The following is a 21,097-nucleotide window of genomic DNA, read 5'->3' on the forward strand; positions in this document are numbered from 1 at the left end:
CTTGCCTAAGAAACCTGCCATTAGATATGAGAAAGTAATAACTAATCAATTAGCCTTGTTATAATCGAACTCAGGTTTGTAGTATTTGACTAATACTTAATCTGGGTTAAAGATACCTATAATAAATACTCTTATCAAAGAATGAACTATAAAAAAACACCTAATACAGCACAATATTCCTTGTGCTGTATTAGGTGTTCTATAGATATAAAATAAGCCAACAAAATGGCTGGCTTGAATTATTTAATTTTTGAAGCTAATAGATAGGTTACAGCCATACGAACTGCTACTCCATTCTCTACCTGATCTAAGATCACTGACTGCTGTGAATCAGCTACATCAGAAGTAATTTCTACTCCTCTGTTAATAGGCCCTGGGTGCATGACTACGATTTCTTTATCTAATGAATCTAAGATCTCTTTAGTCAACCCAAACTGTTGAGAATACTCTCTCGTATTAGGGAAATAACTAAAGTCTAAACGCTCATTCTGAACGCGAAGCATATTCGCTACATCACACCATTCTAGAGCTTTTCTTAGATTAGACTCTACCTTTACTCCTAAGCTCTCAATATACTTAGGGATTAATGTCTTAGGTCCACATACTCTAACTTCAGCCCCTTGCATCTGCAAAGCAAAGATATTAGACAATGCTACACGTGAATGTAGAATATCTCCTACGATCACAACCTTCTTCCCTGCTACATCACCTAACTTTTCGCGGATAGAATAGCTGTCTAATAACGCCTGTGTAGGGTGCTCATGTGCTCCATCTCCTGCATTAATGATACTTGCGTTTACGTTCTTAGATAAGAAATGAGCAGCTCCTGCATCACTGTGACGCATTACTACCATATCTACCTTCATGGCTAAGATATTATTAACTGTATCGATTAGTGTTTCTCCTTTCTTCACTGAAGACTGAGCCGCAGAAAAACTAATCACATCTGCAGATAAACGTTTTTGTGCTAATTCGAAAGATAGTTTAGTACGAGTACTGTTTTCAAAGAAGATATTCGCTATGGTAATATCTCGTAGAGAAGGAACTTTCTTAATCGGACGATTAATTACTTCCTTAAAGTGATCAGCTGTTTCGAAAATTAAATCAATATCATGCTTATTGATATACTTAATTCCTAAAAGGTGATTTACGCTTAATTCTTTCATTGTACTTCTATGAGTAGATTTAGGTAGTTAGTTTTTTTCAGTTTCTTCTAGAAAGACTACATCTTCCTGTTCATGTTCAGACCAATGTACACGGATAGTCTCCTCGTCAAAGGCATCTACTTGTCTTCCTCTATAATCAGGCTGTATCGGTAAGTGACGACTAAAACGGCGATCTATTAATACCAATAGTTCTATCTCTGCTGGACGGCCAAAAGACTGTATAGCCGTCAATGCGGCACGTATACTACGTCCTGTATAAAGCACATCATCTATAAATACGACTTTCTTATCTTCTACTAAGAAGTCTATTTGTGTTTTATTCGCTTCAAGAGTTTTTTGATGTCTTCTAAAATCATCTCTAAAGAAAGTAATGTCTAAAAAACCTAAAGGCACTTCAGATATACCATATTCAGTCTTAAGGATGCTTTTAATGCGTTCTGCTAAAAATTTACCACGTGGTTGAATACCAATAAGAAGGGTATTAGAAAAATCAAGATGTTTTTCTACTAATTGACAAGCCAAACGGTGTAGAATGATATCAATCTCTTTTGAAGTAAGTAATACTTTTGGATTCATATATAAAAGAGTTGTGTTTGGGGAGTAAATTTACAATTAAATATCGTTTGTCACCAATTTATTAAACATATATCTTCTAAAAAAATGTAGCTAATCAAAGTATGCTTTCTAAATCATATTAATATCTTTGGATAAAGATTAAAATCCTATTGCTCATGATCAAGTCTAAATTTATAATATTCATTACCTTAACCCTATCTCTAGCTCTGCATGCTCAGAAGATAGAAGATCCTCTTCCTTTGACAAATAAACAAATACAAAAAGAACAGTGGGTCATACAGGACAAAGAAAAAAACCTAATTCTACAATGGACTGATGGTGCTCTAGAAATAGCATTAGCCAACAAACCGATTAATCATGATCAAAAGAAAACAATCTACGCTAGAATTCCTGCTCAGCAAATCAAAGATAACGCTACTGAATATGTCTTACTAACTGATAAAACAGAGTTCTTATCTACTCCTACAACAGTGAACTGGACACAAGACGACTTAGAGTTTTTTCGCGTTTTAGAATCCAGCGCTATCACTGTGAGTAGTACAACAGATGTCTTAGTACTTAAAAAAGGTACAGAAACTAAGTACAAGTTCTACAGTACTGATTTTGACCGTATGTGTAAGTTTGTCTCTAGATTTAACTGGGGACTTATTGCTTTAAATCGAGAGTCAGAGAATCTACCTAAGATGATTACTTCTTTTGATTTTGAAAACACAACCATAACAGGTACTATAAATAATATCCCTTTTGAGGTGAAGTTTGATTTATATTTTGATCAAGATACTTTTTACTTTAGAAGTTTCGAAATTCCTTATCATGCTAAAAATAGAGCAAGTCGTAAAGCAAAAGAAAGATATGGGCGCTACTTCACAGATAAAACGTATCGCTATGATATCGCTGAACAAACACTTAATTTCTATCAAGACGAAAAGTTAGTACTCATGTTCGGTTTTATGCCTAAAGAGTAAAACACAATCCCCATAATCTTTTAAAATACGCAAAAAAATAAATATAACTCCTCATTATCTATATCACTGATTGATTTATATTAAGTTATCAATAATATATCTCTTATAAATTATGTTATTAAATAGGAATTACTACCTTTTCGCAATCATTTACATATACTTCAAAATAAACTAAATAAAAATCTAGTTAACAAAAAGAAGGCAAATGTATCATGTATATTTAGAATTATTTTAATATTTATTATAAAAAAAATACGCTACTAGTTTATTTCTTTATTTAACAAGCTTAGTAACTTTTGCACAACAAGGTTCTTTCGATTCTCAAGAAAGACATCCATTAACACCAGATGGTATATGGAATGTTAGATGGGTATTACAAGACAATAGCAAACCTGGAACCCTAACTCCTACTGATAAACATATCATACTTAGTCACGAATATGGATCTACTATCACTGGATTTGCTGGGTGTAATGTGTTTGAAATTCCTGTGTTGAAAACTTCTGTTAACTCAAAAGGTACACATCTAACGACTCGTTTTGATTCTAAAACGAATAAAGAATGTTCTACAGATGTTAAATATGATGAGAACAAGTTCTTAAAGCGTATTTCTAATGGTACGATTACCTTCAATGAGAAAGAAGGTTTATTATAGCTAATGACTAAAGATAGAATCGAGTACGTATTCGCTGATGAGAAATTAGATAAAGTAGCCAAAGATGTACGTCGTTATGACTGGAAACTAGTAGAGTTAGATGGTGGTAAAAAAAGACCTTATAGACAATGGATAACTTTTGGCTTTCACAATTACTTAGTGAAAGGAAATAACGGATGTGCTTTATTCGAAGCTCCATTTGCTATCAATACAAAAACGAGTACAGTCACTTTATTTGTACTTCAATCAGATACAACTAAATAATGTGGTAATAGTAGCAAATACGAGTTCTTAAAATACTTTGACAACTCTACTTATCCATTCGAAATTACAGATCAGACTTTAAATATCTTACAAAACAATAAGGTGATTATGAAGTTTGAATTAGCAAAGAAAAACTCTTTATAAAACACAAGACTGTAACAGAATACAGTCATTAAAATATCTAAAACCTGTAAAATTATACTTCACAGTTTTTTTTTATACAACTAACTATAAATCAACCTAAAGAAAATAAATATTCAATATTATCAGCTTTCTAATGAGGGTTAAATAAAATTTAAGATAAGCTTAAAAAGGCTTTACAATTGATAAATTCTTTACCTTAGTGGATTAATAACAATTTAGTTTTATGAAAGCTTTAATTTTTAATGGTTCTTTAGACGAAGAAGCATTCCGTACATCGCGACGCATTGCACAGTATTATGCAGATCAGTTCATAAATTCTAATATTGAAGTTCGACAGGTTCACTTATCAGATTTTCAAATTCCTATATTTCAAGCTAAATTAATGGATAATGTCCCAGCAGACGTTATGGCCTTTGCGGATGCTTTTAGAGAAGCAGATGTAATGATTTGGCTTACTCCACTCTACCATGGCAGTCTTACTGGAGTAATGAAGAATGCTATCGATTGGTTAGAAATAACAGCCAAAGATCATCCTGCTTATTTGACAAATAAAATAGTAGGATTTACATGTTGGTCAGCTGGTAACCAAGCTATGCAAGGTATACAAGCTCTAGACAATATCGCAAAAGCACTTAGAGCATGGTCTTTGCCTTATTCTATACCGATTAGCAACTCTGACTTATATGAAGACAATGATATCTCAGAAGTCTACAAAAAGAAAATGTCAATGTTAACCGACCTTCTAATAGAGAGTCAAACGCGATAAAACAAAAAGCCTATTTGAATACTCAATAGGCTTTTTTTATTACTATCAGAACAACAATAATTTTTGGTGGTTGGTATTTCTGTATTTAAGTACTACATAAGAAAAAGAGAGGCATCTCTACCTCTCATCCCCTATAAAACAATTTTTGAAAAACACCTTATTTGGATTTCACTAAATCCTTTTCTTAAATAACACTCACTTTTAGAACATAACACTTTAAAAACAATCCCTCTCTAACCCTAATTCAGTCTCTTCTTCACAAGCAATGTTTTTTAAAAAAAATTAAGCTTAGAAGGGAATGATCATTGTAAGAATCTTTTTGTCTATATAATATGATTACAACGTCAGAAAGATTCTTTGACACATACTTTAAATCGGTTAGGCTAGAACTAACTTGGCTAGAGTTGATATTTTTTTAACTATGAAAAATACTATTGCTTATAACTTTCAAAAGAACCATCTATAAAGCCTATCTAACCGTTCATTTTTGCATCAATTATTTTATTGTTATGTTTTTTGTACGGAGCAAATGTAGACATGTTTTTACACTATACAAACCCTTGTAAACACTGGCTTTTTAAGCCTATTCACCTATTGTAGATAATAGTAATAATAAGTTCACCTCCTATAAAATCCTTAAACTAACACTTGTCTCCCCTTGCCTACATCTCTTCACTTTTAACAAATAAAATAATTAATACACTACTCATCTTGCAACTAATCTACAAAAACACTAATGACTTATTCTATAATAAACAGTCTATACATTCTACTTCTAATTTTTCTTAAATCGCTAATGGTGATAAGAACACAAATTGCATTTAACAATTAATTAACTTAATATAATAACCCTTATTAGCTAAATACAACAACTAAATCAGCTAATAGATAAGAATAAAATTCATTACATTCCGTTTTTATGATAAATAAAGAGCTCTATTAATAGAAAAAGGCAGTGAGAGAACTCACTGCCTTTACTATTTTTATATTCATATATTATCTCTGAAGGATAATAAACTCTGATCGTCTATTCTGTGCGTCTTCCCATTCACTACATGGTTCACATTCCACTTTTAGCTCTTGTGATCCATATCCCTGAGATTCTAACCTACTATTATCTATACCTTGTGATACAATATAGTCAAGTGTAGCCTTCGCTCTATCATTGGACAATTTCAAGTTATAAGCTGGATTCCCTTTACTGTCAGAGTGTGAGTTAATTTTAACTCTCATACTAGGGTAACGCTTCATCACTTTTACTAGCTTATCTAACTCTGTCTTACTGTTCTCTGTAATTTCGGTCTGATTAAATGCAAATTGGATATCTCCTAATTCAATTTTGTCTTTCCCTATTACGAGTTCTTCTAGAGGCCTTAAGAATACGTCTATCTCCTGTACTCCTTCTTCAGCATTGACTGTGATATCTATGATTTCATCTAAATAATCTGGATGAGATACTTTAATCTTATAAGTCTCGCTACACTTCACTTCTCCTCTAGCCATTCCACTTCTACTAGATACTCCGTGATCCTCTACTCTGCGTCTAGTATTGATAAACTCTACTTTCGCATCGGCTACAGGTGTGTTAAAGCTCTTGTTCTTAAGCATGGTTCTAAACTCGACAAAACACAGTGGGAATGCCTTATATATATCTGTACGACCTATTCTATCAGAAGAGAATAATCCCATATTCTTATCAGGATAAAAACTGAAAGCAAAATCATTCTTAGCTGTATTAATAGGCTCTCCAAGATTAGTAGGTGCATTAGATAGATTATTTAAATCTGATACATACACATCCATTCCTCCATATCCTCCCCATCGGTCAGAACTAAAGTATAACTTATTATCTGACGACACGAAAGGATAGTCATTACGAGTTCCTGAATTAATCACTGCTCCTAAATTCTCTGGTGTACCGAACTCATCATCTTCTAATACAGCTACACGCCATATATCTAATTCTCCATAACTTCCTGGCATATTAGAGGCAAAGTATAAGAATTTACCATCAGGCGATAACGAAGGACTCGTATACATAAAGCCTGCACGGGTAAAGCGTAGTGGCTTTACTCTCTTCCACTTCTTTTTCTTCTTTTTAGCATAGAATAGACTCATTAGATGATCTCTATGCTTAACATTATCATTCTTTCTAAACTTCCTGTTTCTATAGGCTTCTGAAGCGAAATAAATACGTTGTCCATCAGCAGAGATTACACTAGGACCGTCATTAAACCTTCTGTTGACACGCCCTTTAATACGCGTTACCCCTTTTATAGGTTCATCTTTTCCCTTAAACTCAGCTGTATAAAGATCTAAGTTAGGTTTGCGTTGCCATTTATCTCTTACTTCAAATATCTTTCTAGGTATTTTCTTTTCGTGCTTTGTTCTATTTGAAGTGAAGTACAACGTATCTCCAGGATTTAGCCATGCTCCAAAATCGTCATATTCTAAATGATTAAGACCTGACTCCTGAAACATATAAGTAGGATATCTGTCAACTAAGGCCTTATGTGCATCTGGTTTGACCAGAAAGTCTTTTGCTCTTGCATCTTGAGGTGCTCGACGAACGAATTGTTGCATGATATCTTTGGCTGCTTCATAACGTCCATTCTTCTCCATCACTTTAGCATACTTATAATAGATATCTGGCTTAAGTGTAGAGTCGTTTTGAGCGATTACTTTACCATAATATCTCGATGCTTCAATATCTTGATTTAACCGATCATAACAATCTGCTAATTGCAAATAAATATAATCAGCAGTACGACGTCCTAATATAAGTCTTTTATATTCATCAGCCGCTTTTGCATACTCTGTATTCTTATAATATTTGTCTGCTCGTTTTAAGCTTGGTTTCTTTTTTGCTTGCACAGTTATACTTAAACTACACAGTAAAACCATCAATAAAATTCTCATACTATTCTGTTATATAGACCTATAGAGATAAATATACTCTATTTTAACTATTTATTACTCAAAAATACTACTTTAATTACTTACTATACTAACGTATATTCTGTAAATTAGTTGTTCAGAATCAGATAAAAATCCCTTCAGTATGAATATTGAATTAAAAAAAGCATTCTTAGCCCTCTATGACACTTTTAAAAAACAAGATGCTCAAAAAACAGATCGATTAGATAAATGGCGTAATATAGAACCTGAGTCTGCCGAGTTCCTTTCGCTATTAGTTAAAACAAAACAAGCAAAGAGAATACTTGAATTAGGTACCTCTAATGGATTTTCAACAATATGGCTAGCTGAAGCTGTGTCTCATCATCAAGGAGAAATCATCTCTATAGACATCGAAAGAGAACGAACAAATAAAGCATTTGAGAATCTAAAACAATTCAATCTACAGTCTTATGTAGAATTACTAACCTATGATGCAGGACAATATCTAGCTGATACCAATCTTGATTTTGATCTTATCTTATTAGATGCAGAAAGAAGTTATTATACAGGGTATTGGAAAGATCTAGAACGTCTATTAGATCAGACTGAGTCTAGCTTATTGGTAGTCGATAATGTAATCTCTCATGAGGCAGAAGTAAAAGAGTTTATCAATGAAATAGATGAGAATAAGTTTAAGAAAGTCATCCTCCCTATCGGAGCAGGATTGTTAGTAGTTTCTAAGCAGTAAAGAAAAAGCGTGGATAAGATTATTCACGCTTTTTTACTTATACTACTAAAATTGTAACTATTGGTGGTCTGGTATGACTAATTTATCTTGTTTATACTCTCCTAATACCTTTAAGTATCGAGTCGCCTTAGTTACTTCTTCCATTGCCTTATAATACTTGTCATAATCTTCATTGACTAAGACAACACCTGCGTGGAATGAGTATTGAAACACACTTCCTGACAGAGGCACAGACTGTATCTTACTCAAGTTTAAATCATGAGAAGCTAGTATCTCTAATACTCTATTTAGACTTCCTTTTTGGTGATCTGTATAAAAATACAATGAAGCTTTATTAAACCCTTCTACTTTCTTCGGTTCTCTACTTAACAAGAAAAATCGTGTATAATTATCATACACGTCATGGATATTCTCTGCTAAGATCTCTAGATTATACATCTCTGCGGCTAATGTAGATCCGATAGACGCAACGCCTTTATACTGTTTCTCTTGAATATTTCTAGCGCATGTAGCTGTATCATCCATCGCTAGACGCTTCCAATCTGTATATTGATCTAAGAAGTTCTCGCATTGTAATAAGGCCATAGGGTGTGTACGCACCTCTGTGATATCCGCTAATGCCTGTCCTTTTAAGGCTAGTAAATTATGTCTAATAGGAAGAGCAATCTCTCCCCAAATATACAAGTCATTCTTAGTTAACAACGAGTAATTAGGTAATATAGATCCTGCAATAGAGTTCTCTATCGCCATCATGCCATAATCTACTTCTTTATTGACTAACTGTTTTACTAACGAATTAAAAGTAGGACTATCCACTATCTCTACTTCTTCTGAACCAAAGAACTTCTCTACCGCTTCATGGTGAAAAGATCCTTTGATTCCTTGAATGACTACTGATTTCATAAAATATGTTTTTGGGCTTTAATAATTGCAATATTGGCAAACTATCAAAGTTAGTAGTTTATACTTATAATAAGGAGTTTTTATACTCCATATTTTAAGTTTTTATTACTTTTAGCCTATTAATCCCTATTGGATTTAAATTAATCACACCAATTACACTTTTATAACAGCTAATTACTAAATTAATGAGTATAACAATCAGACCTTATCAGAAAGAAGACAAGCAAATCTTACTCGATATCCTTCAGCTCAATGTTCCTACTTATTTTGCGCAAGAAGAAGTAGATGACCTAGCTCTATACCTAGATCAGTATCTAGACCTCTACTATGTAGCCTTAGACAATGACAAGATTATAGGGGCTGCAGGTATTAATAGAGACTTCGAGAAGGAGTTTGCTTCATTAAGTTGGGGCTTTTTACATCCTGATTATCATCGAAAAGGTGCAGGTTCTCTACTCTTAAAACACAGATTAGACATCCTAAAGCCTGATCATAGAATCAAAACAATACAAGTGCGTACCTCTCAGGTGGTATACCGTTTTTTTGAAAAACACAATTTTGAAGTGATAGAAACGCAAGAAGATTATTGGGCAAAAGGTTTAGACCTTTATGTGATGCGTTTAAAATACTAAAGAAAACAAATTAAGCGTTAAAACAAGTAGGGAATTAAAAACAGTTTTGTAATTTCACCTCAATAAAACTCACATCATTATGAAAAAGTTATTCGTTATGGCGGCTATCTTAGCCATTACACCCATTTTTGCACACACACACCATACTAATATTAATACCAATAAAAGCATTATGACACAAACCCCAAAAGACAAAAAAACAATTTACCAATTTAAGGTTACTGACCTTTATGGAGAAGAGTTTGACTTTGCTTCCTTAAAAGGAAAGAAAATCATGATTGTAAATACTGCTTCTGAATGCGGTCTTACCCCTCAGTATAAACAACTTCAGAGTATGTATAACGAATTCGGAGGAGACAACTTCGTAATCGTTGGTTTCCCTGCGAATAACTTTGGATCTCAAGAACCAGGTAGCAATGAAGAAATCGCTACTTTCTGTGAGCAGAATTATGGTGTATCATTCCCAATGATGAATAAAATATCTGTGAAAGGAGATGATATTGCACCGATATATGAGTTCTTAACTAAAAAGTCTAAGAATGGATTAGAAGACAGCGAAGTACAGTGGAATTTCCAAAAGTACTTAATAGATGAAACAGGTCATTTAGTGAAAGTAATAAACCCTAGAACACTACCAGATGACCCAGAAATCAAAGCTTGGGTTAAGGCAAAATAAGTCACTTTACATATCTAATACAATGGGTTTGTTCGTATCTTTGGGTTTTACTTTTAAATTATGAACTATCCACAAATAGAACTAGCGCAAAGTATTATTGAAATTTGTAAAGCAAAGAATATTCAACATATAATCATATCACCAGGATCACGCAATGCCCCATTAACAATAGGCTTTGCTAGTGATCCTTTTTTTACGTGTTACAGTCTCGCAGATGAGCGCTGTGCAGCCTTCTTCGGTATGGGAATTGCTCAACAAACAGCGTTTCCTATTGCCTTAGTTTGTACTTCAGGATCAGCTCTTCTTAACTATTATCCAGCTGTAGCAGAAGCCTTCTATAGTCAGATACCGATGGTTATTATCTCTGCAGATAGACCTACTTCTAAGATTGATATAGGAGATGGTCAGACCATTAGACAACGCAATGTATATGAGAACCACATCGTGTACAATGCTAATCTAACAGAAGAAGCAAACAAAGAAAATGACATTCTAATCAACAATGCCATTAATACAGCGATAGCCCAAAAAGGCCCTGTGCACATCAATGCTCCTTTTGAAGAGCCTTTATATAATACTGTAGAGGAACTTACAGTTGCCCCTACTATCATTAACCTAGAGACGCTACCTCTTCAATTCAAAGAGTTTGATCAATATATAGATAGTTATAGAGAAGCAACTAAGAAGTTAATCCTAGTAGGTGTCAATACTCCTGATGCACTAAGTCAAGAGATAATGGACTGGCTAGCGAATGACCCTTCTGTTATTATCATGACAGAGACTACCTCTAACTTGCACCACCCTCACTGCGTAGAACATATAGATCGCATCATTACGACATTCTCTGAAGAAGATTTTTTAGCTTTTCAGCCTGATCTTTTAATTACTTTTGGAGGAATGGTGATCAGTAAGAGAATCAAAGCATTCTTGCGTAAGTATAAACCTACTCAGCATTGGCATATTGATACCCTAAGACATTACGATACTTATAATGCACTTAACAAAGCAATATTAGATACACCTGAGAATTTCTTCCAAACCATTAAAGAAAACGTAGAACACTATACCGCATCTAACTATTACACTTGGATGCAAAACATTGTCACAGCTAGATTAGCTAAGCATGAGGCATATTTAAAGACGATACCGTTTAGTGATCTAAGTGTGTTCGAAACCTTATTTGCTAAATTGCCAAAAGGAACCCAATTGCAAATCAGTAATAGCTCAGCAATACGCTATGCTCAATTAATCAAAATAGACGCTTCTAATCCCGTTTTCTGCAACAGAGGTACCAGCGGAATAGATGGAAGTACTTCTACAGCTATAGGAGCTGCTGTAGCTACCCAAAAGCCTACCTTATTAATCACAGGGGATATCGGTTTTCTTTATGATAGTAACGGACTTTGGAATAACTATATTCCTAAAGACTTTAAAATACTATTGTTAAACAATGGTGGTGGTGGTATTTTCAGAATCTTGCCAGGACATAAAGAAACACCTGTATTTAATACTTACTTTGAGACAAGCCATCATCACACAGCTGAGCACTTGGCGAAGATGTATAATTTTAAATATCAAACAGCGACTAATAAAGAGGAATTAGAGCAGCAATGTCAATTGTTTTTTGAAGATAATAACGGTCCTGCTATTCTAGAAGTATTCACTCCTACTGAGGTTAACAACACTGTACTGAGCAACTATTTTCGCAATATGTAATTTTAACAACGATTAATGCTTGCGTATTGAAATTTTATGTATCTTGTACTCAATAAAAAAGAAAATTATGAGTAAAAGAGACGAATTAATTCAAAAGTACGCTGCTGATTTAAAAGATAAGTGTGGTGTAACAGCTAATATGGATTTATTAACTGCTGTAACTATTGGATGTGGACCATCTATTTATAACCAAGATTCTTCTACCGTTGCTGGTTCTTCAGAGTCTGAGTTAGCTACAGTTAAAAACAACTTTTTAATTAAAAAGTTAGGTCTTAAAGATGGACCAGAGTTAGATAAAGGTATCCAAGCTGTTATGGATAAATATGGTCAATCAAATAGAAATAAATACAGAGCTGTAGTTTATTACTTATTGACTGTTCACTTCAAAAAAGAAAGTGTTTACAAGAAATAATATAACGTAAATATATTAATTTACGTTATAAGGGATAGTCTAATGACTATCCCTTTTTTTATTTCTAGCGCAAAAAAAATAGAGACTCATCTAATGACAAGTCTCTAATGGGGGTAATTCCAAAAACATTTACGCTTATACAAGTATATCAACCTTTAGGAGTAAACTTTATAAAATACTATTTCCTTCTATTATTTTTGGGCTTTCCATATCAGGTCTCTATAACTGCAATGTCTTTGGCGTTAAAAAAAAATATAAAATTGGGTATGAAAAAACATTCTTGTTGTTTAGACTACTAAACAGTTTTCCTTGAGTACACTCTCTTTCCTTTATAGAAAGTAGCTTCTCTCTTAGGAGTACGAGCCACTGCCTCTGCAGAACAACTAGCCTTCACAAAAACAAGGTCTGCTGAATCTCCTACTTTTGGCCATTGGTGATCTCCTGCTTCATTCAGTGGTAGCACCTGATCTTTAGTCGCTATTTGTAAAGCACGGCTCAGTCTTAATTCATCTGTCCACCCATAAAGTTCGGCACAGTGCTTTGCTTTTTCTAGCATATCACAGTTCCCAAATGGTTGCCAGTGATCTATAATACTATCTGTACCCGTCATCACACTTACCTTATGCTTATAGAATGTAGGTATAGGCATCATAGAGCGTCCCAGTGGCACAGTAGAGATCACCCCTACTCCATTAGTACTCATCTGTGTACATAACTCCTCTAATTCCTTAGTATCTGACTGCCCTAGAGCGAAGCCATGACTGATATAAGTGCGTCCTTGTAACGCTTTATTAGCTTCCACTTGTTTTAAAATATATTGGATAGCAGGAATACCTGTTTTAGCTCCCTCATGAAGATGGATATCTATTCCTTTGTCATAATCTAAAGCGATCTGAATCATGATATCTAAAGACTTCTCCATATTCCCATCTACCGTAGTTGGGTCAAGCCCTCCAATATAATCCACCCCTAGCTGAGCCGATTCTCTTAACAGAGCCTCACTATCAGAATATAAAATACCATGCTGAGGAAAAGCAACTATTTCACTACCCATTACCTCTTTTTTATTCTCTAGTGCTATTTTTAGATTCTCTAAGCTCTTCAGTCCGCTAGTCGGGTCTATATTAGTCTGGCACCTTGCAAAATAAGTTCCTTGACTATTCATTAAGTCTATCGCCATCTCCGCTTTTTCTACTGACTTAACTAATAGATTAGGTAATATTCTTCTTTCCAGATCAATCATATCTTTAACAGATCGACCAGGTTTAGGATCACCATACCAACGCTCTCCATAGAACGTTTTATCAATATGAATATGCATATCTCTAAATCCGGGTAACATCAATAATCCATCCATATCAACACTGATAATACCTGATGTATTAGACATTCCTACTTTGTCAATAGAAACAATAACTCCATTGGCAATGCGTATATCGAATAATGCTGTCTTAGTACGCCATACCTCTCCTTGATCATTATACTCAAAGCCAGTTTCTAATAATACATTGCGCAGAATGAACACATTTGCCTTAACAGAACTTCTTTCAGTACTTGCTTTCGCTGACGAGCCTACTGATGGAATAAATAATCCACCAGCCGCCGCCGCTGTTAATCCTAGAAATTGCTTTCTATTTATCATATTGTTGTTTCCTATTATTATTATACACCTATCGAATATACAGTTTATTTAGCACCAGCTGCTTTTAACAACTTCACCATTCCTGTATAATTTCTCTTTTGAGCATGTTGTAATGGAGTTATTCCATCAGCATCGGGAATATTTACATTCACACCTCCCTTAATTAATTCTTCCACGATACTAGTATGTACAGCTCCGCCATTGCTAAGAACGATCGCTTCCATAAGCGCTGTCCAGCCTAGTCTATTAACATGATTGATAGGATAATTAGGATAGTTAACCAGTAATTTCACTACTTCTAAATGGCCTTTTTCTGCAGCAGGTATAAGCGCACTACCATTATAACGGTTAAACACAGTAAAGTCTGCACCGTATTTTAACGCCTCTTGTACTATTTCTAACTTACCTTCTGCACCTGCATATAAAAAAGGGCTATTAAGTACCTTGTCTTGGGCATTGACATTTGCCCCTGCTTGCATTAAGACCTTTGCTATCGCATTTCGATTTTGGTATACAGCATACATCAGAGGAGTCTCTCCTTTCTCGTTGCGCTGTTCTATATCTACCTTACTCTCCAGAAGCTGCTTAACAGCATTGAGATTATTATTCTGAATTGCGGTAAATAATGATACTTCCTTCATATCTACTACTTCATTTGAATGAGTTGAACTTTCATCTGACGAGTTACAAGCCATAGCCGCACCTCCGATAAAGCCAATAAAAAGTAATATAGCTATTCTTCTTATCATTTTCATATCTCTTGGTTTTTAATAGGTTGAGTTCGTTACTTATAACTACTAACACAAAGATAGAAGTACTGATATAAAGGAAGTTGTAATATTTTTATAGATTATTGGAATTTTTATAACTCGCTCTAAATTCACCTGGAGTAACTCCTAATTGCTTTTTAAAGAAATTATTAAAATAACTCGTATCATTAAAGGACAACGAAAAGGCGATTTCCTTAATCGAAATATTCGTTGTAGTCAATAATCTCTTTGCTTCTAACAATAACCTATTCTGAATTAAAGAACCAGCATTAGTTCCCAATACCTTTTTACATAAGATATTCAAGTAATTCGGAGTGATTTTTAATTGCTCAGCATAGAATGCTACACTACTTTGCTCTTTAAAATGTACTTCCAAAAGCTCCTCAAACTGTAAGATATTCTTATCTATACTATGAGGATTTACTCCTTCGTGGTAATCTAAATAGTCCTTGTGTATGTATTTTAGCAATAAATGAAACGACAATAGGGCTATCTCTCTATCGATAACCTTATCCTTAGCTAATCGCTCTTCTAGCTCCTCTAAATCTGCCTTATACTTCTCAAAGCTCTCCTTTGTTAGCAACAACTGATTTGGTGCACCTAATTGAAAATAAGCTAAAGGACTATAAGTCGTATTCAGAGACTGTAAGATAGTAGGTGAGAACATTAATTGAAATCCAATAGTATGATTCTCCAATAACCAATAGTGCACTTGTTGGGGTCTCAAGAAAAACACTTGGTAATCTACTACGTCTACTCTTTCAAAATCAATATCGTGGTATCCTCCTCCTTTTTCAACGAAGAAGATAAAATAGAAATCATGCTTGTGTGGGGACAACAAATCATTTCTACCTTTCTCAATATGTTTGAACAAAGTTATATCCCAGGTATCTTCCCCTAAAATGGTGGAAGTGGATAATGTCTTAATTTTTGTATTTGTATTCACGTATTTTGTATGGTATATTAATTCAAATGACATTTATAGACGCTAAAAATAACTCAAATCAAATTCATGTTAAACTATTTTTAGTTAAAACATCACAAAGTTCACACATTGAGAATTATTTGCGCAATAAAACAACTGTAATTATTATCATTCCTTTATAAGAATATCATTTCAGCAATCTATCAACCTATAAAAAGCCAATATAAGCCTCCTTCCTTCTTTTACTCTAACCCTATAAATTAACATTTCAAATCTCATGTATAAAAAGAAAAGCCCATCCTTTATAAGGATAGGCTTTAACTGTGATATTAATTTAGTAGATGAATTAATTATTCTAACTTAAGAATGGCAATTTCATATTTTCGGTTTCCTGCTCCTATATCCCTCTCATAACCAATCAAATACAACTAAAAACAGCTCTTTTTTAATCTATTACCGAGGCCAAAGAAAACAATTATATATTGAACTACCAAATTTTAAAGTACTTTTTGCTCTAAAACATCTACTTATTACTCTCTAAAACCAGCTTCCTTGCTACGAAATATCGCTAAGTGGGAGTTATTAAATATATTCTATTTTTTAGTTTTTATCTAAATATATTATCATTTATCTTTTCACTACACCTCCACATCTTCTATAAAGGCAGGGCTACAACCACCTCCTTTAGAGAAATCAATACCATAGACTCGTCTAAATGCCTCTTGTACCACCTTGCCATTGTCTAGCCAAGGATGTGCAAATGACACAAAATCAACACTCATCCCTTTTTCGAGGTAAACTTGCTCATTATTATACGTGCGTATCACCGTAGCTTTATATCTTGCCATAGCTCTAATTTTAATACTAATTTAATCCTAAAACACTATGTATCATAACAATAAATTGCCAAACATCACTTTTTTTGAGTGAAAAAATCCAAACATTCATTCACTCAAAAAAAGCTCATATTCACCCAATAAAAATATTTTATATCGAAAATCACCTTATGTAATTCTATCCCTATCTACTCCTTTCAATAGGTGAGTATTGTTCCTTATTAACTCCATTCAAATAAGTACTTGTTCTTCTATTTGATAGTTTTAGAAATTATCATAGCTTTGGAGATTAACCTTAAGACAAGTTCGCTATATGAAGTATTATACCTACTAACCTAGATATACTGCATCATACAAGCCTCTACTACCTAACCATTATAAATGAAAAAAAACACTACAGCATCTTCAGTTGCTGCTGCCCTGACCTCTATGATGTGTGTACAAGGGGGAGCATCTGTAGCCAAGCAATTATTTCCTGTAGTTGGAGCTACCGGAACGACCGCTTTGAGAATAGGCATATCAGCTATATTCCTTAATATTATTAATCGTCCGAAGATTTCGAAGTTCTCTAAAAAAGAATGGTTGTACTGTGGGCTATTTGGAGGTTCTATTGCCCTGATGAATATGATCTTCTATCTCGCTATACAGCGCATTCCATTAGGACTAGGAGTAACGATAGAGTTTATAGGCCCTTTATTTCTAGCGCTATTCTTATCTCGAAAAGTATTAGATATCGTATGGGCTTTATTTGCTTGTGCAGGAATCTTATTAATCGTTCCATGGCAGACTAACAATGTAGATATTATAGGACTAGGATTAGCCGCTACAGCAGGTGTATTTTGGGCGTGTTATATCGTGATGGGAAGTAAGGTCTCTAAAGAGATGAATACAAACCATGCAGTATCAGTAGGTCTTGTATTTGCTACATTTATCGTAGTCCCTGTAGCCTTATTTATGGGAGGGTTAGAGAAGTTGACCTGGGGTAGCTTAGGACTAGGTGTATTAGTCGCTATTCTATCTAGCGCCTTACCTTTCTCTCTAGATTTAGTCGCGCTAAAGAAGTTACCAGCCAAGACATTCAGTATCCTTACTAGTTTACAGCCTGCCTTTGCAGCCATGTCAGGTCTTCTATTCTTAAAAGAACACCTCACCTTGACACAGTGGATCTCTATAGCCTGTGTGATCACTGCGAGTGTAGGCTCTACTATATTTAGCACCAAGAAAGAAGCTTAGTTGTTTATATATCCTAAAAAGGGTTATTCTCATGATTAGAATAACCTTTTTTTTATGCAGATGCATTTTTAAACAAATATGGAAGCATTACTTTTTTATGGCACTGATTGCATACCTATCGGATACTTATCGCATAGTGGTCACATAATAAAGCTTTAAAATAATGCGATCACTATGCTATAATTCTACCATTAGATGCTGAACATTCGGCTCAATTTTTGACATAAAACACTTATTATCAACTATTAAAACCAACAACAGTATGGCTAGATTTAATTCTAAAAAACTCCTAGTAGGTATAATAGGACCTATTTATGGAAAAGAACACAGAGGCAAGCAGATATTACAAACAAGGCCTAATCGTTCAAAACAAGACAAATCAAAAAATCACAATTCAAAATTAATGCGAAGTGTATCTCATAACTCTTCCTTTATTCGACAGGTAATTGAGATTCATTTAAACAAAAGGCATGAGAGCTATATGCATTCTCGTTTTTTAGGGCAACTTATGAGTATCATGCACCAGGAGGATAAGATTGATTTTAAACAAAGGTCAATTTTTTCGGTCAATTGTAAAGCACTCGAAGGTTTTGAGTTCAATAGAAAAGCTCTGTTTAAAGACACTTTCTTCTAAAGAATTATTGTACAACACACAGACAAAGAAGTACTGCAAGTACGGGTACCTTCTTTTATCCCAAAAGAGCAAGTAGTCTTCCCAAAAGGTTGTACAGATGCACTCCTGCGCATTAGAGCCTTTGCGATACACCCTGACAACGACTTATCCAAAGAAGGACCACTTTGAGAGCTAAACATAGAGTTTTCAATACATGATCCTATTGTAAACGAAACTGACTGGTTGTGTAATTGTATTAATACGGATGAAAAACTTGAGCTCTTAGTGGCAGATATCCAGTTCTTTTACCCTATCAATAATACTGCACAAAGGTTAACTTTATATAATACAAAAGAATATAACTCTAGTATGGTTATCTATGTTAAATAGAGGTATTTGTACTTTGATTTACTGATAAAGAAGATAATTCTAAAATACAAAGCAAATAAAAAGGGAGTCAATCACTTGACTCCCTTTTCTATTTAAAGTATTCTTACTTCTTTTCTATCGCAGCACGATAAATATCTTCGTATAAAGGTACTACCTTATCTATACTGAATTTCTTCGCTACTTCTCTTGCGCGTTCTTTAAAACCACATAGCGTATCTTGATCTTTTACGATCTTCAATGCATTGGCTACCATATCCTCTACATCCCCTACATCACTCAGGTACCCAGATACTCCATGCTCATTCACCTCAGGAAGACCTCCCGTATTACTAGAGATAACTGGTACTCCCATCGCCATCGCTTCTAAAGCTGCTAGACCGAAGCTCTCTGTCTCTGATGGCAATAAGAATAAATCAGAATAAGACAAGATATGCTCTATCTCATTACTATTCCCAAAGAAGATAATCTTATCATAGATACCCAATTCTAATGCTTGGCGTTCTGCGCGTTCTTTCTCAGGTCCATCCCCTACTAACATCAGTTTGGCAGGTCTTTCTTTTTGGATTCCATAAAAGATAGAGACTACATCTTCGATGCGTTTCACCTTTCTGAAGTTACTGATATGCGTTACAATCACCTCATCTTTACCCGCCATAGCACTACGCTTACACGGTGTGTCTTCACAGTCTAATTCTTTTACCTCTATAAAGTTAGGAATGACATGAATCTCCTTTTCAGTACCAAATAGGCAATGAGTAGATTCTTTTAAAGATTGGGATACAGAAGTCACATAATCAGAATTATTGATGCTAAAGCTCACTGCAGTCTTATAGTTCGGGTGATTTCCTACTAAAGTAATATCTGTACCGTGTAGTGTTGTAATCATTGGTAGATTAATCCCTTGTTCCTTCAACATCTGCTTCGCCATATATCCTGCATAAGCATGAGGAATAGCATAGTGTACATGCAGTACATCGATCTTGAATAGCTTCACCATATCCACTAATTTACTTGACAAGGCAAGTTCATAAGGCTGATAATGGAACAATGGATACTCAGGAACATTTACTTCGTGATAAAATATATTAGGATTTAGCAAGGCTAAACGCACTGGTTGGCTATAAGTAATAAAATGCACTTCGTGATTTCTTTTCGCTAATTCCAACCCTAATTCTGTGGCTACTACACCACTACCTCCAAAGGTTGGATAGCATACGATGGCTATTTTCATATAATTAATGCTTGTTTTTTTAGAATGCTTAAAGATAATTCTATTATTAATAACATCTCTTGTTTTAACTTTCAACTTTGTGCTATGCCGTCTTTTTTAACACTACACCACTGTAACACACTGTTTTTATCTGTTTTATTTTAACAAAAACACTATTTTTGTTAAGCTATAAGACGCATAAAATAACGCTCATAAAAAGTAAAAAATGACAAAAGAAGAATACCAACAAAAATACAATGAAGAAGATGCGGTGGGATGGGATGCTATCTCTGATCACTTAGCAAAACAATATGGAGAGCAAGAACCTCAGCACTTCGGCAATGCATTACCTTACTCTTTAGGTGGAGAAAACCCTTTAGATGGATTAAGTGTATATAATAGTGATCAGCAGACAGACCACTTCCATATTATTACCTATGGATTCTCTGACTTGTATTATAATGACGAGGCTGTAGACAATGACTTTAGTGGATATGGTTTTGAATTGACGATGCGTCTAAAAAAACAAGGGGATGAAAACTTTCATTGGGCGATGAACCTTATGAACAACTTGGCTAAATATGTATTTAACTCAGGAAAATGGTTTGAAGAGTTTCACTTTATCCCTACTAATAGCCCTATTCGTTTAGATTACGATACAGATTTAGTAGCCATCGCTTTTGCATTAGACCCTGAATTAGGCTCTTTAGACACTCCTAATGGACGCATAGACTTCTTACAGATGGTCGGTATTACCCAGAAAGAGTATGATGCCTTACTAGAAAACCCTAAGACTTCTGAGACAGAGAAACTACTTGAACAATTACGTCAAGACAATCCTTTGTTGATTACAGATCTTGATAGAAAGTAGTTTATGGTGGACAGTTTACCTTTAGATTTGTTGAATAAGAAAATGATAATTTTATAGAAGTATAATAAAGCAACCAAATCAACAGA

Annotated in this window: 21 protein-coding genes; 12 read left to right on the forward strand and 9 right to left on the reverse strand. The window is 34.3% G+C overall.

Annotated features, from left to right (window positions below; genetic code table 11):
• Window positions 1-239 precede the first annotated feature (239 nt).
• Both HX049_RS16855 and pyrR read right to left on the reverse strand, forming a co-directional pair.
• Window positions 240-1,166: an aspartate carbamoyltransferase catalytic subunit gene (locus HX049_RS16855; RefSeq protein WP_041892766.1), complete on the reverse strand. Its 927-nt coding sequence runs from the start codon at window positions 1,164-1,166 to the stop codon at window positions 240-242.
• 27 nt (window positions 1,167-1,193) lie between these two features.
• Entirely contained in the window at window positions 1,194-1,742 is a 549-nt protein-coding gene (gene pyrR, locus HX049_RS16860) for a bifunctional pyr operon transcriptional regulator/uracil phosphoribosyltransferase PyrR (RefSeq protein ID WP_286417386.1), read from the reverse strand.
• Between the two features lie 155 nt (window positions 1,743-1,897).
• Here pyrR and HX049_RS16865 point away from each other — a divergent pair, with 155 nt between their 5' ends.
• The 4 genes from HX049_RS16865 (at window position 1,898) to HX049_RS16880 (ending at window position 4,536) form a co-directional block, all read left to right on the forward strand.
• Window positions 1,898-2,707: a hypothetical protein gene (locus HX049_RS16865; protein WP_286417388.1), complete on the forward strand. Its 810-nt coding sequence runs from the start codon at window positions 1,898-1,900 to the stop codon at window positions 2,705-2,707.
• A 352-nt stretch (window positions 2,708-3,059) separates the two neighbouring features.
• Window positions 3,060-3,362 carry an META domain-containing protein gene (locus tag HX049_RS18520; RefSeq protein WP_286417411.1) on the forward strand — a complete coding sequence of 101 codons (303 nt, stop codon included), beginning with the start codon at window positions 3,060-3,062 and terminating at the stop codon, window positions 3,360-3,362.
• A 3-nt stretch (window positions 3,363-3,365) separates the two neighbouring features.
• Window positions 3,366-3,626, forward strand: coding sequence for a hypothetical protein (locus tag HX049_RS16875; protein ID WP_286417390.1), 261 nt, complete (start codon window positions 3,366-3,368; stop codon window positions 3,624-3,626).
• Window positions 3,627-3,993: 367 nt separating this feature from the next.
• Entirely contained in the window at window positions 3,994-4,536 is a 543-nt protein-coding gene (locus HX049_RS16880; RefSeq protein ID WP_041892773.1) for an NADPH-dependent FMN reductase, read from the forward strand.
• 996 nt (window positions 4,537-5,532) lie between these two features.
• On the opposite strand, the gene HX049_RS16885 is transcribed toward HX049_RS16880, so the two are convergent.
• Entirely contained in the window at window positions 5,533-7,455 is a 1,923-nt protein-coding gene (locus tag HX049_RS16885) for an OmpA family protein (RefSeq protein WP_286417391.1), read from the reverse strand.
• Between the two features lie 142 nt (window positions 7,456-7,597).
• On the opposite strand from HX049_RS16885, the gene HX049_RS16890 reads away from it, so the two are divergent.
• On the forward strand, window positions 7,598-8,182 hold the full coding sequence (locus tag HX049_RS16890) for an O-methyltransferase (RefSeq protein ID WP_286417393.1): 585 nt from the start codon (window positions 7,598-7,600) through the stop codon (window positions 8,180-8,182).
• Between the two features lie 57 nt (window positions 8,183-8,239).
• Here HX049_RS16890 and HX049_RS16895 read toward each other — a convergent pair whose 3' ends face one another.
• Window positions 8,240-9,085: a prephenate dehydratase gene (locus HX049_RS16895; protein WP_286417395.1), complete on the reverse strand. Its 846-nt coding sequence runs from the start codon at window positions 9,083-9,085 to the stop codon at window positions 8,240-8,242.
• Between the two features lie 185 nt (window positions 9,086-9,270).
• Between HX049_RS16895 and HX049_RS16900 the strand changes: the two genes are divergently transcribed.
• The 4 genes from HX049_RS16900 to HX049_RS16915 all read left to right on the forward strand — a co-directional run bounded on the left by HX049_RS16900 (window position 9,271) and on the right by HX049_RS16915 (window position 12,521).
• Window positions 9,271-9,717, forward strand: a complete 447-nt coding sequence (locus tag HX049_RS16900; RefSeq protein WP_286417397.1) for a GNAT family N-acetyltransferase — start codon at window positions 9,271-9,273, stop codon at window positions 9,715-9,717.
• A 79-nt stretch (window positions 9,718-9,796) separates the two neighbouring features.
• Window positions 9,797-10,393, forward strand: coding sequence for a glutathione peroxidase (locus HX049_RS16905; protein WP_286417398.1), 597 nt, complete (start codon window positions 9,797-9,799; stop codon window positions 10,391-10,393).
• 60 nt (window positions 10,394-10,453) lie between these two features.
• Window positions 10,454-12,109, forward strand: a complete 1,656-nt coding sequence (gene menD / locus HX049_RS16910; RefSeq protein WP_286417400.1) for a 2-succinyl-5-enolpyruvyl-6-hydroxy-3-cyclohexene-1-carboxylic-acid synthase — start codon at window positions 10,454-10,456, stop codon at window positions 12,107-12,109.
• A 67-nt stretch (window positions 12,110-12,176) separates the two neighbouring features.
• Window positions 12,177-12,521 carry a DUF2853 family protein gene (locus HX049_RS16915; protein ID WP_006258306.1) on the forward strand — a complete coding sequence of 115 codons (345 nt, stop codon included), beginning with the start codon at window positions 12,177-12,179 and terminating at the stop codon, window positions 12,519-12,521.
• A 295-nt stretch (window positions 12,522-12,816) separates the two neighbouring features.
• Here HX049_RS16915 and HX049_RS16920 read toward each other — a convergent pair whose 3' ends face one another.
• The 4 genes from HX049_RS16920 to HX049_RS16935 form a co-directional block, all read right to left on the reverse strand.
• Window positions 12,817-14,163, reverse strand: coding sequence for an amidohydrolase (locus HX049_RS16920; RefSeq protein WP_286417402.1), 1,347 nt, complete (start codon window positions 14,161-14,163; stop codon window positions 12,817-12,819).
• Window positions 14,164-14,207: 44 nt separating this feature from the next.
• Window positions 14,208-14,918 (reverse strand): ankyrin repeat domain-containing protein, encoded by a 711-nt coding sequence (locus tag HX049_RS16925; RefSeq protein ID WP_286417403.1) that lies wholly within the window; start codon window positions 14,916-14,918, stop codon window positions 14,208-14,210.
• An 88-nt stretch (window positions 14,919-15,006) separates the two neighbouring features.
• Entirely contained in the window at window positions 15,007-15,807 is an 801-nt protein-coding gene (locus HX049_RS16930) for a helix-turn-helix domain-containing protein (protein ID WP_286417404.1), read from the reverse strand.
• 689 nt (window positions 15,808-16,496) lie between these two features.
• A complete protein-coding gene (locus HX049_RS16935; RefSeq protein ID WP_286417405.1) occupies window positions 16,497-16,706 on the reverse strand; it encodes a DUF6140 family protein in 210 nt (69 codons plus the stop codon).
• A 369-nt stretch (window positions 16,707-17,075) separates the two neighbouring features.
• Here HX049_RS16935 and HX049_RS16940 point away from each other — a divergent pair, with 369 nt between their 5' ends.
• Both HX049_RS16940 and HX049_RS16945 read left to right on the forward strand, forming a co-directional pair.
• Window positions 17,076-17,927, forward strand: coding sequence for an EamA family transporter (locus HX049_RS16940; RefSeq protein WP_286417407.1), 852 nt, complete (start codon window positions 17,076-17,078; stop codon window positions 17,925-17,927).
• Between the two features lie 262 nt (window positions 17,928-18,189).
• Window positions 18,190-18,561 carry a hypothetical protein gene (locus HX049_RS16945; protein ID WP_286417408.1) on the forward strand — a complete coding sequence of 124 codons (372 nt, stop codon included), beginning with the start codon at window positions 18,190-18,192 and terminating at the stop codon, window positions 18,559-18,561.
• 472 nt (window positions 18,562-19,033) lie between these two features.
• Here HX049_RS16945 and bshA read toward each other — a convergent pair whose 3' ends face one another.
• Entirely contained in the window at window positions 19,034-20,161 is a 1,128-nt protein-coding gene (gene bshA / locus HX049_RS16950; protein ID WP_041892801.1) for an N-acetyl-alpha-D-glucosaminyl L-malate synthase BshA, read from the reverse strand.
• A gap of 205 nt (window positions 20,162-20,366) precedes the next feature.
• Here bshA and HX049_RS16955 point away from each other — a divergent pair, with 205 nt between their 5' ends.
• Window positions 20,367-21,011 carry a suppressor of fused domain protein gene (locus HX049_RS16955; RefSeq protein ID WP_286417409.1) on the forward strand — a complete coding sequence of 215 codons (645 nt, stop codon included), beginning with the start codon at window positions 20,367-20,369 and terminating at the stop codon, window positions 21,009-21,011.
• Window positions 21,012-21,097: the final 86 nt, after the last annotated feature.

The organism is Myroides odoratimimus (assembly GCF_030326305.1).
In the GTDB taxonomy this organism is placed as follows: Bacteria; Bacteroidota; Bacteroidia; order Flavobacteriales; family Flavobacteriaceae; genus Flavobacterium; species Flavobacterium odoratimimum_A.